General features: G+C 35.9%; 16 protein-coding genes. 6 read left to right on the top strand and 10 right to left on the bottom strand.

What is annotated here, in order from left to right:
- Nucleotides 1-25 precede the first annotated feature (25 nt).
- Nucleotides 26-1,063, top strand: a complete 1,038-nt coding sequence (gene hemE, locus BW951_RS07410) for a uroporphyrinogen decarboxylase (RefSeq protein WP_076391379.1) — start codon at nucleotides 26-28, stop codon at nucleotides 1,061-1,063.
- 196 nt (nucleotides 1,064-1,259) lie between these two features.
- On the opposite strand, the gene BW951_RS07405 is transcribed toward hemE, so the two are convergent.
- From BW951_RS07405 to porD, 6 genes are all read right to left on the bottom strand, one after another.
- Entirely contained in the window at nucleotides 1,260-1,892 is a 633-nt protein-coding gene (locus tag BW951_RS07405; RefSeq protein WP_076391377.1) for a nitroreductase family protein, read from the bottom strand.
- Nucleotides 1,893-1,975: 83 nt separating this feature from the next.
- Entirely contained in the window at nucleotides 1,976-2,707 is a 732-nt protein-coding gene (locus tag BW951_RS07400; RefSeq protein WP_076391375.1) for an ABC transporter ATP-binding protein, read from the bottom strand.
- Nucleotide 2,708: 1 nt separating this feature from the next.
- The gene (locus BW951_RS07395) at nucleotides 2,709-4,175 is read right to left on the bottom strand and encodes a DUF5687 family protein (protein ID WP_076391963.1); all 1,467 of its coding nucleotides are present in this window, start codon (nucleotides 4,173-4,175) and stop codon (nucleotides 2,709-2,711) included.
- Nucleotides 4,176-4,268: 93 nt separating this feature from the next.
- Nucleotides 4,269-5,246, bottom strand: coding sequence for a tetratricopeptide repeat protein (locus BW951_RS07390; protein WP_076391373.1), 978 nt, complete (start codon nucleotides 5,244-5,246; stop codon nucleotides 4,269-4,271).
- A 23-nt stretch (nucleotides 5,247-5,269) separates the two neighbouring features.
- On the bottom strand, nucleotides 5,270-6,919 hold the full coding sequence (locus BW951_RS07385) for a DNA repair protein RecN (protein WP_076391371.1): 1,650 nt from the start codon (nucleotides 6,917-6,919) through the stop codon (nucleotides 5,270-5,272).
- A gap of 62 nt (nucleotides 6,920-6,981) precedes the next feature.
- The gene (gene porD, locus BW951_RS07380) at nucleotides 6,982-7,890 is read right to left on the bottom strand and encodes a type IX secretion system protein PorD (protein WP_076391369.1); all 909 of its coding nucleotides are present in this window, start codon (nucleotides 7,888-7,890) and stop codon (nucleotides 6,982-6,984) included.
- Between the two features lie 256 nt (nucleotides 7,891-8,146).
- Between porD and BW951_RS07375 the strand changes: the two genes are divergently transcribed.
- The 3 genes from BW951_RS07375 (at nucleotide 8,147) to BW951_RS07365 (ending at nucleotide 9,952) form a co-directional block, all read left to right on the top strand.
- A complete protein-coding gene (locus tag BW951_RS07375; protein WP_076391367.1) occupies nucleotides 8,147-8,722 on the top strand; it encodes a Crp/Fnr family transcriptional regulator in 576 nt (191 codons plus the stop codon).
- A 73-nt stretch (nucleotides 8,723-8,795) separates the two neighbouring features.
- Nucleotides 8,796-9,218, top strand: coding sequence for a darcynin family protein (locus tag BW951_RS07370; protein WP_084196379.1), 423 nt, complete (start codon nucleotides 8,796-8,798; stop codon nucleotides 9,216-9,218).
- The gene (locus BW951_RS07365; protein ID WP_076391365.1) at nucleotides 9,215-9,952 is read left to right on the top strand and encodes an SDR family oxidoreductase; all 738 of its coding nucleotides are present in this window, start codon (nucleotides 9,215-9,217) and stop codon (nucleotides 9,950-9,952) included. Before BW951_RS07370 ends, BW951_RS07365 begins: the two co-directional genes overlap by 4 nt.
- Nucleotides 9,953-10,027: 75 nt before the next feature.
- Here BW951_RS07365 and coaBC read toward each other — a convergent pair whose 3' ends face one another.
- The 4 genes from coaBC to BW951_RS07345 all read right to left on the bottom strand — a co-directional run bounded on the left by coaBC (nucleotide 10,028) and on the right by BW951_RS07345 (nucleotide 13,445).
- Complete coding sequence (gene coaBC, locus BW951_RS07360; RefSeq protein ID WP_076391363.1) at nucleotides 10,028-11,230, bottom strand: bifunctional phosphopantothenoylcysteine decarboxylase/phosphopantothenate--cysteine ligase CoaBC; 1,203 nt, start codon at nucleotides 11,228-11,230, stop codon at nucleotides 10,028-10,030.
- A gap of 121 nt (nucleotides 11,231-11,351) precedes the next feature.
- Nucleotides 11,352-11,675: a DNA-directed RNA polymerase subunit omega gene (locus BW951_RS07355; RefSeq protein WP_034681463.1), complete on the bottom strand. Its 324-nt coding sequence runs from the start codon at nucleotides 11,673-11,675 to the stop codon at nucleotides 11,352-11,354.
- Nucleotides 11,676-11,716: 41 nt separating this feature from the next.
- A complete protein-coding gene (locus tag BW951_RS07350; RefSeq protein WP_076391361.1) occupies nucleotides 11,717-12,712 on the bottom strand; it encodes an outer membrane protein assembly factor BamD in 996 nt (331 codons plus the stop codon).
- Nucleotides 12,713-12,815: 103 nt separating this feature from the next.
- Nucleotides 12,816-13,445 carry a TetR/AcrR family transcriptional regulator gene (locus BW951_RS07345; protein WP_076391359.1) on the bottom strand — a complete coding sequence of 210 codons (630 nt, stop codon included), beginning with the start codon at nucleotides 13,443-13,445 and terminating at the stop codon, nucleotides 12,816-12,818.
- A gap of 98 nt (nucleotides 13,446-13,543) precedes the next feature.
- On the opposite strand from BW951_RS07345, the gene BW951_RS07340 reads away from it, so the two are divergent.
- Together BW951_RS07340 and BW951_RS07335 are read left to right on the top strand one after the other, a co-directional pair.
- Nucleotides 13,544-14,170 (top strand): TatD family hydrolase, encoded by a 627-nt coding sequence (locus tag BW951_RS07340; RefSeq protein WP_076391357.1) that lies wholly within the window; start codon nucleotides 13,544-13,546, stop codon nucleotides 14,168-14,170.
- Complete coding sequence (locus BW951_RS07335; protein ID WP_076391355.1) at nucleotides 14,163-14,888, top strand: tRNA threonylcarbamoyladenosine dehydratase; 726 nt, start codon at nucleotides 14,163-14,165, stop codon at nucleotides 14,886-14,888. The genes BW951_RS07340 and BW951_RS07335 overlap by 8 nt, the downstream gene beginning before the upstream one ends.
- Nucleotides 14,889-14,967 lie beyond the last annotated feature (79 nt).

Genomic DNA, 14,967 nt, shown 5'->3' with positions numbered 1-14,967 from the left:
TCTTGGCAATAAAGTCTAGTATATTATGATTAAAAACGACCTATACTTAAAAGCACTTCGCGGAGAAACCGTAGAAAGACCGCCGGTTTGGATGATGAGACAGGCTGGAAGATATTTGCCGGAATTTATTGCATTACGCGACAAATACGACTTCTTCACAAGATGTCAGACACCGGAACTTGCTTCCGAAATTACCGTACAGCCGATCAGAAGATTTCCTTTGGATGCAGCGATTTTATTCTCTGATATCCTTGTTGTTCCGCAGGCAATGGGAATTGATTTCAAAATGAAGGAATCTGTAGGTCCATGGCTGGATGATCCGATCAGAACGATGGAAGATGTGCAGAATGTGGTGGTTCCGGATGTGAATGATACGTTAGGTTATGTTTTTGATGCCATTGAACTGACTTTACAGAAATTGGATAATGAAATTCCGCTGATCGGTTTTGCAGGTTCTCCGTGGACGATACTCTGCTACTGTGTGGAAGGAAAAGGAAGCAAGGCTTTTGATATTGCTAAATCTTTCTGCTTTACACAACCGGAAGCGGCGCATTTATTACTTCAAAAAATTACCGATACAACGATTGCTTATCTGAAAAGAAAGGTTGAAAAAGGGGTTTCTGCGGTTCAGGTTTTCGATTCCTGGGGCGGAATGCTTTCTCCGGCAGATTATCAGGAATTTTCATGGAAATACATCAACCAGATCGTTGAAGCTTTAAGCCCTTTAACGCACGTTGTGGTTTTCGGAAAAGGATGCTGGTTTGCTCTGGAAGATATGGCGCAGTCTCCGGTTTCTGCTTTGGGCGTTGACTGGACGATTAAGCCTGAGTTTGCAAGAACTTTAACCAATCATACAATGACGCTTCAGGGAAATTTTGATCCTGCAAGACTGCATTCAACTCCGGAAACAATTAAAAAAATGGTGACGGAAATGATCAACCGTTTCGGCAAAGACCGTTACATTGCCAATTTAGGACACGGAATTTTACCGAATATTCCTGTGGAAAATGCAGAAGCTTTCATCAGAGCAGTGGTGGATTGGAAACCGAATGCTGAGTTTTAATCTTGCCATGGAATTTGATGTTTTTGTCATTCCGTAGGAATCTCAACAATATATTAATATATTTTATACAAAACGCAGCTTAGATTCCTACGGAATGACAAACCGTATGTAAGATTTATTTAAAATTTAGCGAAAAATAAATAAAACACCCTTTCAGCAATTGAAAGGGTGTTTCTATGAGTAAAATAATCAATAATTACTTGATTTCTGTAATGAATTCTTCTTTTGGTTTTCTTACTTTGGTTAAATTCACTAACCAGTCATTGGAAGCATCTCTGTAGCCGATCGGTAATAAAAGAACGCTTTTTAAACCTTTTTCCTGCAGGTTTAAAATCTTATCAACTTCTTCAGGAATAAATCCTTCCATTGGTGTAGAATCTACCTCTTCAAAAGCGGCTGCAATAATCGCAGCTCCGAATCCGATATAAGCCTGTTTTGCGGCATGAGTGAAGTTTTCTTCTGCAGATCTTTGCGGATAGGTACTCAACAGCATTTGTCTGTAATTTTCCCAACCTTCATTTTTAAATCCTCTTACTTCATTGGTAAGATCAAACATTGCATTGATTCTTTCTTCTGTGTAAGTATCCCACGCTGCAAAAACCAATAGATGCGAACAATCTGTAATCTGCGGCTGATTCCATGCATGAGGCTTGATCTGTTCTTTAACTTCCTGATTGGTAATCACTATAATTTCAAAAGGCTGTAGACCGCTTGATGTAGGAGCCAGTCTTGCCGCTTCTACTATTCTATCCACTTTTTCCTGTGGTACTTTCTGACCGTTCATTGCTTTGGCAGCATATCTCCAGTTCAGTTTTTCAATTAATTCCATAGATTAAATTTTAACCTGACAAAATTAGCGGATGTACCACAATTACAGATCAACGATTTTCAAATTTGATGTATTGGTAATATCTATAATACAGAATCCTCTTCTACCGGACTGGAAATCTGATCTGCAAAATACTTCTCCAGATCTTTCAGGGTTTCAGGATTGGTCTGAATATCTTTTACCAATTGCCCTTTGTTTACCACTACAATTCTGTTGCATACTTCTGTAGTATGCGAAAGATCGTGGCTGGAAATAAGAAATGTTACTCCGTCCTGTTTAGACAGTTCTTTAATTAAATTTTTAAGCTTAATCTGTGTGGAAGGATCCAGATTGGCGAAAGGTTCATCCAGAATAATGATTTCGGGATTTCCGATGATGGCGCCCACAATTCCTACTTTTTTCTGGTTTCCTTTGGAAAGATCACGGACGTATTTTCCGGAGTTTAAAATTTCACCACTGAAAAGATCATGAAACTGTTTTAAAAAGGCATCAACGGAGGCTTTATTCTGCCCTCTCAGTTCCCCGATGAAATAGAAATATTCTTCCGGGGTAAGATAACCGATGAGGAAAGAATCGTCTACAAAAGCGGAAACTTTGTTTTTCCATGCTTCAGATTCATTTACTTTTATCCCGTCGATGCTTACAAATCCCGTAGAAGCCTGAATAAGATCAAGCATTAAGCTGAAAAGAGTGGTTTTTCCGGCTCCGTTGTTTCCTACCAGACCGAATGTTTCCCCTTTCGGAATTTCCAGATGTTCTATATTTAAAACGGTTGCTTTACCGTATGTTTTTGTTAAATTATTAATGGTGATCATATTAATCTTTGTTTTTGAATGCTTCTAATGTACTGTATTTTTCTACCTTGTAGTGTTTTACGATAATATCGAAGATCTTTTCTCTGATAAAAAATCCGATTACTCCCAGAACTCCGATACTGATAACTCCCGCTGTAATACTGAAAAATTTCTGCATCAATGCGAAAACAAGCATCGGAAGAAACATCTTCGGAATTAAAAGCAGAAGCGCTTTTACGTTAAAGCTGTTTTTCTGTCCGAATCTTTTTTCTTTGGCATTAAGATCCATCTGCGTTTTGTTAAAAGCGCCCGACCAAAGTGTAAATTGGGAATTTACTCCGATATTGTAAATTCCGGCAGCGAAGAAGGTGAGATACATTTCCCAGCCGAAATAGGCATAGCAAACCGCCAGAATCATGGAAAAAGCGTTGACAATATTCATCAGCCACCATTTTGCTTTCAGGTATTCTTTGTAAGGGACATTCAGCGTCATCATCAAAGGATAATAAGAGCTGTCGAAAGCAGGAACCCTTTGTCCGAACATAAACTGAAATCCTCCGGTTACAAATAATCCCATGAACATCATCATCGCCGGTGTTTTGTAAATCGGTGACGAAAACATCAGCAATCCGTAGAAAAGAAACATAATGCTTCCCCACAAAATCCCTTTCGTTACCTTATTGCGTTTCAGCATTTTAATATCATTGTTGATGAACGTTCCGATCGCTCCGTATTTGTTGAGAAAGGTAATATTCTCGGTTCTTCCGATTTCTTTTTTAGCTTCCAGACCTTCATCCAGATAAAATATTTTCCGGATATGGTTGTAACAGATTTTCCACAACCCGAAAAACAACCCGATGGAAATCACTACAAAATAAGGCCTTTCAAAAAAATTATAAAAAAACTGCTCAGAATAATCCAGAACCGGAACAATATTGTAATACGCCAATCCTGCAACTGTTGCAAAAATACATCCGACAACAATGGCAATGGTTTCTTTATCGTTAAAAAGAATGTTGATAAAATTATTGAGGTAAAATAACAGCGAAATCCCAATGAGCCATCCAACAACGCCTAAAACATCATATCCTTTGAATAATGCAATGATGGAAAAAGTAATCAGGAACAGGGAATTGAACCAACTGAAAGCTGACAGAAATGTTTTTCCCAACATATAATTCACCAATGTCTTTTTGGGAATATTGAGCGTAAGAAACGGCTTGATATTCTGTGTCGGCAATTCCTGCCATATGTATTTGGCAATGAGATCAACCGCCCAAGCTGCAATCATGAATTTTGAAACCACTTTAATGGGATTCTGATGCATTTCTTCCTGAATATAAAAAAATGCGCCGAAAGCTCCTCCTACAAGACAAGCCATAAAATAAAGAATCCCAATAAATCGAAGAATCTTCATTGCCAGATTGATACCTAAAGAACTGCCCCGAAAAAAGCTTTTGATTTCTAACCTGAGGAATTTTAAAAACATAGCCATCTTTTATTACATTAGTTTATATAAAGATAGAATTGTTACAGAAATTCGCAGACCTTGATTAAAAGTCAGTGAAATATAAAATAATTTTTATTTTTTATTACAAAAATTAATTATATAATTTCTTGATTTAAAATTTACAAGTCCGCCAGCTTTATTAAAACTTTCACATGCTGATTCTATTTTGTTAGTCGCAAGATATGAAACCCCTAAGTTAACATATATTGATCTCAGCATTGAATTCTCATTATTTGCTCCTAAAGAATTAACTTGTTCATAAATTTTAATAGCATTTGCAAAATCATTTTTTAAATAGAATGAATTACCCTTCTCATAAATTTTTATAATACTGGGATCTTCTTTAGAAAGATCTGAATGCCCTTCATTTTCAATATGGATTGAATTTGTTTTTTTTATTAAAAAATCTTTATTCGTTTGGTTTTTAAAAAATTTTTCAGAATTCTTTATATAAGATATTAGCTTACTATCAAAATCATTAGACAAACCCTTTATAACTTTAATATCAGTTACTTTGGATTCTTTTGTAACAACAAATTGCACTATGAATTGATTTCTGTCTTTTGGGTAATCTTTATAACTGTACATAAAATCTCGTAAGTAAACATCAAATCCACCCAAACGATTAAAATCTGCCCTTATTACCAAATTTTCTTCATAAACTGATCTATCATCCAAAATAATTTTTTTAGGCAAAAATTCAGGATACATTTCAACGAATGATTCAGGCTTTAAAAGATAAATAATTTTTCCACTAGATAAATTCTTAAGAAGAAGATATTTATCTTGAAATTCATAATCAATATTTAAAGCAGGAGTAGATATTTTTTTTGGCAATATAGTTATTGGAACCTCCACTCCATTTACCTCCATTTTATTATTTGAAAATTTGTATTGAGAATAGGTAGAAAAATCGGGATCATTGATTTCGATAATATTTCCATTCTCAAATGTAATTTTATCTAAAATCCAGACTCCTTCTAAATTTATATTTTGAGGAAAGACAGTTATTGTTATAAACAATAACAGCATTGATAATTTTATTTTCATCTATGAGCTAAATTAATTCAAACCTATCCTATCAACTCTTTCGCCTGCGCCAAAGCCGCTTCGGTAATTTTACTTCCGGAAAGCAACTGTGCAATCTCGTTCAGTTTTTCTTCGTCACTTAATGGGACAATGGTAGATTGTGTTTTTCCGGCTATGTCCTGTTTCAGCACTTTATAATTGTTGTTTCCTTTTGCGGCAACCTGCGCTAAGTGAGAAATGACGATCAGCTGCATATCGGCAGACATTTCGCGCATCAGATTTCCGATCTCTTCGGCTACTTTTCCGGAAACTCCGGTATCAATTTCATCTAAAATTAAGGTTGGAAGTTCATCGCTTTCTGCAATGATCTTTTTTACCGCCAACATTACCCTTGATCTTTCACCACCGGAAATTGCCGTCTGTATCGGCTTTAACGGAAATCCTGAGTTTGCCTGAAACAAAAGCTGGATATTTTCTTTTCCAAACGGGTTGAATTCGGAGGTATCAAAAAGTTCAATATCAACTCTGGCTTTTTCAAGCCCTAGTTTTTTCAGTAAAGATTCCGCTTTTTTGATGAAAACAGGAATGCTCTTTTTTCTGTTTTTCGAAAGTTTTTCAGCCAAAGACTGAAGTGTTTTTTCCTTTTTGGAAATATTTTCCTCCACTTCTTCAATCTGAGCCTCCAGTTCGGACGCACCCTGCTGTTCTCCGGCTAACTGATCTCTAATTTCTTTGAGTTCTGTAAGATCGGAAACATTATGTTTTACAAAAAGATTATTGATTCTGTTGTTTAATTCAACCAGTAGCGCTAAATTTTCAGGATTTACTTCTATGCTTTCCGCTTCATCTTCCAGCTCGGAGATAATGTCTTTTAATTCTACAAAAGACATTTCAAGCCTTTCATCGAGCTCCGCAAAACTCTGGGAAACTTCCGCAATTTTGGCAAGTTTGTTCTTCGCTTCATTAAAAAATGATAAAATCCCTACTTCTTCCTGATGAAATCTTGATAAAACCTGAGCCAGATTATCGGAGATCATTTCCGCATTTTCCTGAATGGAGAGCTGATTCTGAAGTTCTTCATAATCTACATTATCCAGATGAAGTTCCTCAAGTTCGTTCAGAAGAAATGCTTTATAGTCACTTTCTTTATTGGAATCCGAAAGCTGCGTCTGCAGTTTTTTGAGCTGTGTTTTAAGGCTTTGAAAATCTGAAAATTCATTCTGATACTCATGAATGATCTGTTTGTTTTCAGAAAGTCCGTCAATGATTTTAAACTGATATTCTGCCGTAAAAAGATTCGATGTCTCAAACTGTGAGTGAATGTCGATCAGTTGGGAAGACAGTTCCTTTAAAATATCCAGAGTTACAGGAACATCATTGATGAACGCTCTTGATTTTCCGGAAGGCAAAATTTCTCTTCGGATAATGGTCTGGTGTTCGTAATCCAGATCATTTTCGATAAAGAATTTTTTGAACTGATTATTCAGGGAAAATTCCGTTTCTACGATGCTTTTTTCTTCTGCTTTTGAGATCGATTTTACATCTGCTCTTTCACCCAGAATTAATCGGAGCGCACCTAAAATGATAGATTTTCCCGCACCGGTTTCTCCGGTAATCACCTGTAAACCGTTGTGTAATGATACTTCAAGGGTATCAATAAGGGCAAAGTTTTTAATGTAAATTCTCGAAAGCATTGATAATAGCGATTATTTGGCTATTGCAAATATAGAACTTTAGATTTCAGAATTCAAGAGAATTACTGTTTCCATTTATTCCATCTTGCTTCGGTATTTTTTGGCGAAAGGATGATCATTTCATTCTTAAGATCGCCCAGAACAATTCCTCCGTTATTTCCGGAATTGAAGATGTTGAAAATCTCATCTGCCTTGGAATCCATGAAAAGATTGAAGAAATATGCCTGTTGGAATGAGTTTTCGTATTGTTTTAGCTGCATTAAAGCATCAAAAATTACTTTTTTTCCCTGACTCTGGTCCTGATTGAACAGATTATCCAGTCCCGCTCTGTGATAAGAATAAATGGTTGCACGAAGCTGGCTCCAGTTCGGGCTCATGATTTCTTTGATGAGGATAGAACGGCTTCTCGGTTCATTGATCTGCTTCCAGCCATCATAGGTATTCTGAGATTCTCCGTTCTGCGCAATCTGCTGTGCTTTCTGATACCATTGCGTTCCCGCCATCGACTGAAAACTGTCTGCATCCATTCCCAAAATGACATAAATGTAAAAACTGATGACATCAATCAAATTTTTTCCGGAAAACTGTCTTTCGTTGAAGATAAGGTTTTCATTTTCCACGTAATCAAAAGAAAATCTTGTATCCTGAAGGTTAAGCAAAGGAGATTCATACGTTGTGTTGAAAACCGGACGAACAGCCTGTACCACAATACTTCCTCTGAAACGGTTTCCGTCTCTTTCGCTGATCACAATCGCGAAGTTGGATTTTATTTTTTCAAAATTCTGAAGTCTTTTTCCTGTCCAGCTTGTATTGTTGATGAAATCTCTCAAACTTTTCTCCAGAGCTTTGTAGGCAGACTGGTTACTTCCACCCAATTGCTGGGAATTCACTTGTACCGTTGCCAGTAACTCCTGAGAAAAACTCTGACTGAATAAAAACAGAAGTAAAAATATGCTTAAAAATTTTTTCATTATCTACTAAAAATTGAGAACGGAAATTTATTAAAATTATTCTTAGTATACGACAAAATATCGGGAATTATATCTATATTTATCTAAAATCATTCGACTGCATTAAAAATGTACTCTCAGAATGAAACCATAAAATTTAAACATTTTTCTGATAAAAAATATAATCCCTGAAAAGACAATCATCTGAAGTGAAATAATTTTTGCATTTCATTCTGTTCAAGGTGTTTATTTTTATATCTGTTTTAAAGAAAACATAATGAATGATTTAAAAGAATTTTTTAACAGTCTGACTGCAATATCGTCTGATGGCTGGGAAAAGCTGTCTGAAATATTTTCTCCCAGAACTTTAAAGAAAGGAGCATTTTTTATTTCTGAAGGACAAACTGCGAAAGAAATTGGTTTTTTGGAAAGCGGTATTCTGAGAGCATTTTACAGAAACAGAGAAGGCGTTGAGTACAATAAACATTTCTTTGTAAGCCCCTGTTTCATTGGCGGATATTCTTCTCTGATCACGAAAACGCCCAATCAGATCAATCAACAGGCTCTCACAGATTGTAGTCTGCAGGTAGCCAATTATTCGGATATCGAAAAGCTTTATGACTTGTATCCTGAAATAGAAAGAGCAGGAAGAATTTTAGCAGAATTGTATTTTGTACAAAAGGAACAAAGAGAAATAGAGATTGTTCTTTTGGATGCGGACAAAAGATATGAGATCTTCCAAAAGGAATATCCTCACTTAGAGCAGTTCATCCCTCAATACCACATCGCTTCCTATTTGGGAGTAACTCCAACGCAGCTCAGCAGAATCAGAAGAAAAATTTCAGAAAAGTAAATTTCTTTACCTATGTAAATGGAATTGTCTTACCGCTTTCAGAATTTTGTCCTGTAATTTAAAACAAGGCAAAATGAAGAAATTATTATTTGCATTCTTAACCGCGATCTCTTTTTTCGGCAATGCGCAGAACAGACAGAACAGCACGGTACAAAAACCTTATACTATTCTGGTTTTAATGAATGCAACACCGCAATGGCTGTCTTTAACAAGAGATGAACGAAGCCTGTTTGTGGAAAAAGAACTTACCCCGATTTTTATCCGTGTCAGCAAAACAGTCAACGTAAAGCTTTTTGACAGTGAGTACTTTCACACATCCGTTTCAGATTTCATGATTGTAACCACAACAGATTTAAATGATTACAAACTGTTAATTGAATTGCTGAGAGACACCAAAATTTATGGCATCCCCTATTTTGAAATCAAAGACATCATTGTAGGACAGGAGAATCTTTTTGAGGATTTTAATGAACAATTTAAACAAGAAAAGAAATGACGGCAACCGGAAATACCATTTTAATCACAGGCGGTTCATCAGGAATTGGGCTTGCTTTAGCAAAACATTTCTTATTAATGAACAATACCGTGATCATTACAGGAAGAAATCTTGCCAAATTGGAACAGATCAAAGCTGAATTTCCGGAAATTATAGTTTTTGAGGGAGATTTAACCTATGAAAATTCTTTAGCAGAGCTGGTTTTGTTTATCGAAAAACACCATTCGGATTTAAATATTCTGATCAATAATGCAGCCGTTCAGTTCAACTACAGTTTTATTGAAGAAAAAGAACTTGCTGATAAAATAGAATATGAAATTTCAACCAATTTTACAGCTCCTGTAAAGTTGACCGGATTTTTATTGCCCTTACTTCTGAAAAACAAAAATAGCGCAGTCATCAATGTAAGCAGCGGACTTTTTATCTCCCCAAAAAAATCAGCTTCTGTTTATTGTGCCACAAAATCGGCAATGCATAGTTTTACTAAAACACTGCGCTATCAATTAGAAGAAACAGGGATCAAAGTTTTTGAAATTATTCCTGCTTTAATTGACACACCTATGACAGAAGGACGAGGAAAATCAAAAATTACTCCTGAAAAGCTTGTTGATGAATTTATGCGGAATTTCAAGTCAGACAAATGGGAAAGCTACATTGGTAAAACCAAACTGCTGAAATTTATCCATAAAATTTTACCTAAAACCGCAGACAGAATAATGAAAAACGGGTTGTGATACTCTTTTTGAGCTATTGAGAATATTTTCCCAAAAGGCAGCCCTAAGAATTCATCATAATAAGGTAAGATCAATTTATTTTAAAAGTTGCTCCTCAACGAAATCCAAAATATCTTTCGCTACCTCTTCTTTAGATTTCAGATCAAATTCTGTTTTTCCCGTTTTGGTAAATATTTTTATTTTATTGGTATCATTTTTAAAACCGGCTCCTTCATCACGAAGCGAATTAAGAACGATCATATCCAGATTTTTCTTTTCCAGCTTTCCTTTGGCATTTTCCTCTTCGTTCTGAGTTTCCAATGCAAAACCGACTAAAAACTGATGGGTTTTCTTTTCGCCCATTGTTTTAAGAATGTCCGGATTTTTAACCAGTTCAATCGTTAAATTTTCGTCATTCTTTTTAATTTTTTCTTTGGCGATCTCTTTCGGAGCGTAATCTGCAACGGCTGCACTCGCAATTCCGATGTCTGTTGTATCGTAAAACTCCAGAACTTTGGATAACATTTCTTTTGCTGAGGTTACCTTATGCAGCTCAACATTTTCGTTATTGATTTTCTGAGCACTCGGTCCGGAAATTAAAATTACTTTTGCGCCTCTTTTAGCAGCTTGTTCCGCCAGAGAAAAGCCCATTTTGCCAGAGGAATGATTCCCGATGAATCTCACAGGATCAATGGCTTCATATGTTGGTCCGGCTGTAATTAAAACGGTTTTTCCAGCTAATGTTTTTTCAGTTTCAGAATCAAAAAAATCTTCAATTGATTTTGCAATGGTTTCCGGTTCTGCCATTCTTCCCTGCCCGATTAATCCGCTTGCCAGTTCGCCGCTTTCCGCCGGAATAATATGGTGTCCGAAACTTTCTGCCAATTCCAGATTTCTGGTTGTGGACGGATGTGCATACATATCCAGATCCATTGCAGGCGCAATAAAAACAGGGCATTTTGCAGACATATAGGTTGCAATCACAAGATTATCGCATAATCCGTGAACCATTTTAGACAATGTCCCTGCTGTACAGGGCGCAACAACCATTACATCTGCCCACAAAGCCATTTCAACATGGCTGTTCCATGTGCCGTTATGGCTGTAAAAATCTGAGTACACCGGATTTTTGGATAAAGTGGAAATACTGAGCTTGGTAACGAAATGTTCTGCATCAGGCGTCATAATCACCTGAACTTTGGCTCCTTTTTTCACAAAATCTCTGATCAGAAAATGAATTTTATAGGCTGCAATTCCTCCGGAAATCGCGATAAGAATTTTTTTACCGGAAAGACTCATTCAATTTTAATTTTTAAGAATACTAAATTACTTATTTTTTCTCACAAAGCCGTCCAAACAACAAAGGTCATAAAGAAAAAGATTTCCTTATGACCTTCATATATAAAAAATACACTGATTTTTATTTTCTCTCTTCAGTCTTTCTGAAGTACACATCTTCGTTCAGCCATTCTTCGATTGCAATAGAAGTCGGCTTTGGAAGTTTTTCGTAATGTTTAGAGATCTCGATCTGTTCTCTGTTTTCGAAAACTTCTTCCAATGTAGAATTATGAACAGCAAACTCGTCTAGCTTATTGTGAAGTTCTGTACGAATTTCAGCGTTGATCTGCTCTGCTCTTTTTCCCATGATAACAATCGCTTCGTAGATTGAGCCTACTTTGTCTTCAATCTTATCCTTATCGTAAGTAATGGTATTTACTTCTGCTTTTGTATCTTTTACACTCATTTTGAGAATATTAATTTTATTTAAGTTCGCAAATTTACGAATTATCTTTTAATTTTGAAAGTCGCCGCCGGCGGAGGTGTGCTAATCGCTGCACTGTCCCTCTGGATCTGCATTGCTTTCTTTTCTGCATCGATCTGATCTTTCTCCTGCTGAATTGTTTTTGCCTTTTCTGCATTCTGAGCTTCCAGCTTTTTCTGTCTCTCCGTTAAAGCTGCAATTCTCGCCTCCGTATTTTTCTTAACTACGACAAAATCTTTCTTTTCTTTTTCAAGCTTGCTTCTGATTTCCAAAGCTGTTTTAGAAACTTCCGTGTTCGGCATTTCTTTTTCGATCTGTCTTGTGAAAGACAATGCGCTTTCTATACGCTCATCTTTAAGATCATACACCGATTTTGTTGCCAGTTCGTAACGGGATTTTACAATATAATCGTAAATCTGCGGACGAAGTTTGGTACTCGGAAAATCTTCCAGAACGTTTTCAAATGCTACATTGGCTGCTTTGTATTCTGCCATTTTGTAGTACTGTCTTGCATTTTCGTACGCTTTGAATTCAAGCTTGTAAGACAATTCGTCAATAAGGGTATTGATGTTTTTAGATCTTTCTGAATTCGGATAATTGTTCAGGAAGTCCTGAAGCTCATTAATTGCCGTCTGTGTTGTAGACTGATCCAGATTGTAATCCATTGATCCCTCATAATAACACAAAGCAGACATATATGCCGCTTCTTCTCTTCTTTTATCCTGAGGAAAGCTGATTGCGAAATTTTTAAACTGATTTCCCGCTAATCTGTAGTTTTTGTCGTAATAATTCGCATACGCAGAATTAAAAACCACATTGGGAGCATCATCTGTTCCTGCAACAAGGTTCGGAAGCCTGTCGTAAAGTGCCAAAGCGTTTTTCCACTTCTTTTTAGCAAAGTTTTCATTGGCAGTTTTTAAGATAAGATTTTTATCCGCACTTTTCATTGCTCTTTCCTGCTTACTTACGCAAGAAGCTACTACTGCTACAGTAAAAATACCTAAAATATATTTTTTCATATAAAAAGTTCAACAGTTTTCGGATTACACAGCCGATTTACTAATTTGCAAAAATATAACTTTTTTGCCAATAGATTTTTTTTTATGATTATTTAACGTAATTTTAGTCTGCAGCGTATCCCAAAATGGCAAAAACCGTCATTAAAAGATTCATTCTCACTTTTTTCTCGGCTTCTTTAGCATAGGTTTCCTCGCTTTTGTTAGGAACATACAGTTCATAAAAATTCCTGTTGCGGATCACAAATAAAGTGGAACCGATAATGGTTGTTAAAATATCTTCCGGTTTGGGAGTAAAGGTAAAAACGCCTGAAGCCACTCCTTTTTTAATGACTTCATCTAATTTTTTAACGAAGAGCTGATAAAAATCGAGCAGTTCATCTTTTAAATTTTCTGTGTGGCGAAGCTCCTGCGTAACAAACCCATGGAAGTAATTATATTTAAATAACTGGGAAACAATATATTTAATAATTTCTTTCAGCTGCATCTCCGGTTTTCCGTCTTTAATGGTATCTGCAAATTCTGAAAAAGTCTCTCTTGTTTTTAAAACCCTGTACTGATAAAGATACGACATCATCTTTTCCTTCGAGCCAAAATAATAGGAGATCATCGCGACGTTGATATTTGCCTTTGAACAAATATCTCTTACGGAGGTTCCCTCATATCCTTTTTTTGCAATAAGCTCTTCCGCGATATCTAAAATATGTATTTGCTTTTCTGTAAATTTTTTCTTCATGAAGTGCACTTTGAGTAAAGTTAAGAAATTTTTAACAGATTTATAAACGTTCGTTTAAGAAATTTACGTTAAATCTAAATTAATAGTAATTTTGATGAATGGATTTTTTTGATTTTCATCATCATAAGAAAAATATGCCAAACGGAATTTACAATCTGGATATTGAACAGATTCCGACCGATATTCCGTACTCAATAGGCATACATCCGAAAGATATTGATGTGAATGCTGTTGACAGGCAGTTTGAATGGATGAAAAATAGGGTGTCTGAAAACTGTTTCGCGATTGGAGAATGCGGTCTGGATTCTTTCGTAGAGACTGATCAGAAGATTCAGGAAGAAGTTTTCTTAAGACAGATACAATTTGCGAATGAAGTAAAAAAGCCGATGATCATTCATTGTGTAAGAAAATTTTATGAAGTGATTTCTTTTAAAAAAAATGCAGAACAACCCATGATTATTCATGGTTTTAATAAAAAGGAAAGGATTGCGGAAGATCTTATGAAAAATAATTTTTACCTGAGTTTTGGAAAAGCGGTTTTGTATAATTTATCTTTGCAAAATACTTTGAAAATTACTCCTTTAGATAAAATCTTTCTGGAAACCGACAATGACGATTTCAGCCTCGAAGAATTGTATAAGAAAGTATCTGAAATAAAGGGAATTTCGCTGGAAAATTTAAACAAACAGATTGCAGAAAATTTAGAGACAATAAAAAATGGATAAATACTGGTTGGAAAGAACGGAGCTTCTCGTAAAGGAGGAAGGTTTGGAAAAGTTGAATAAAGCAACAGTTCTTGTTGTCGGTTTGGGTGGTGTCGGTTCTTTTGCTGCAGAATTTCTTGCAAGAGCCGGAGTCGGAAACATGACGATTGTGGACGGCGATACGGTAGATATTACAAACATTAACAGACAGTTACCCGCTTTGCATTCTACAGTAGGAAAACACAAAGTAGAAGTAGTTGCCGAAAGGTTGTTGGATATTAATCCGAAACTTAACCTCATCAAAATCAACGAATTCCTGAATCCTGAAAGAATGGAAGAAATTCTTGACAACGGAAAGTTTGATTATGTTCTGGACTGTATCGACAGTGTAACGCCTAAGCTTTGCCTTATAAAAGCGGCAAAAAAGAGAAAAATAAAACTTGTGAGTTCCATGGGAGCCGGAGGAAAAACAGATCCGAGCAAAGTAATGGTGAAAGACATCAGCAAAACCCAGAACTGCTATCTCGCAAAACAGGTAAGAAAAAGGCTTCGAAAAGAAAAAATAAACAAAGGATTTAAATGTGTTTTTTCTGATGAGCTGCAAAAAGACGACAGTTTAAAAATGACGGACGGAACGAATTATAAACGGTCTTTTTATGGAACCATCAGCTTTATTCCTGCAATTTTCGGGTTGTATGCCGCAGCGGAAGTCATCAATTATTTAACCAAGAAAAATTAATTTTTTCCCGCAGATTTTGCGAAAGTTTCGGATATTTTTGCCTGAATTTTTAAAATCTGTGGGAAAAACATCATACAAA

It is taken from the genome of Chryseobacterium gambrini, assembly GCF_900156825.1.
Taxonomy (GTDB): Bacteria; Bacteroidota; Bacteroidia; order Flavobacteriales; family Weeksellaceae; genus Chryseobacterium; species Chryseobacterium gambrini.
Note: the sequence above shows the minus strand (reverse complement) of the source record. Positions and strands in the feature narration are given on the sequence as shown.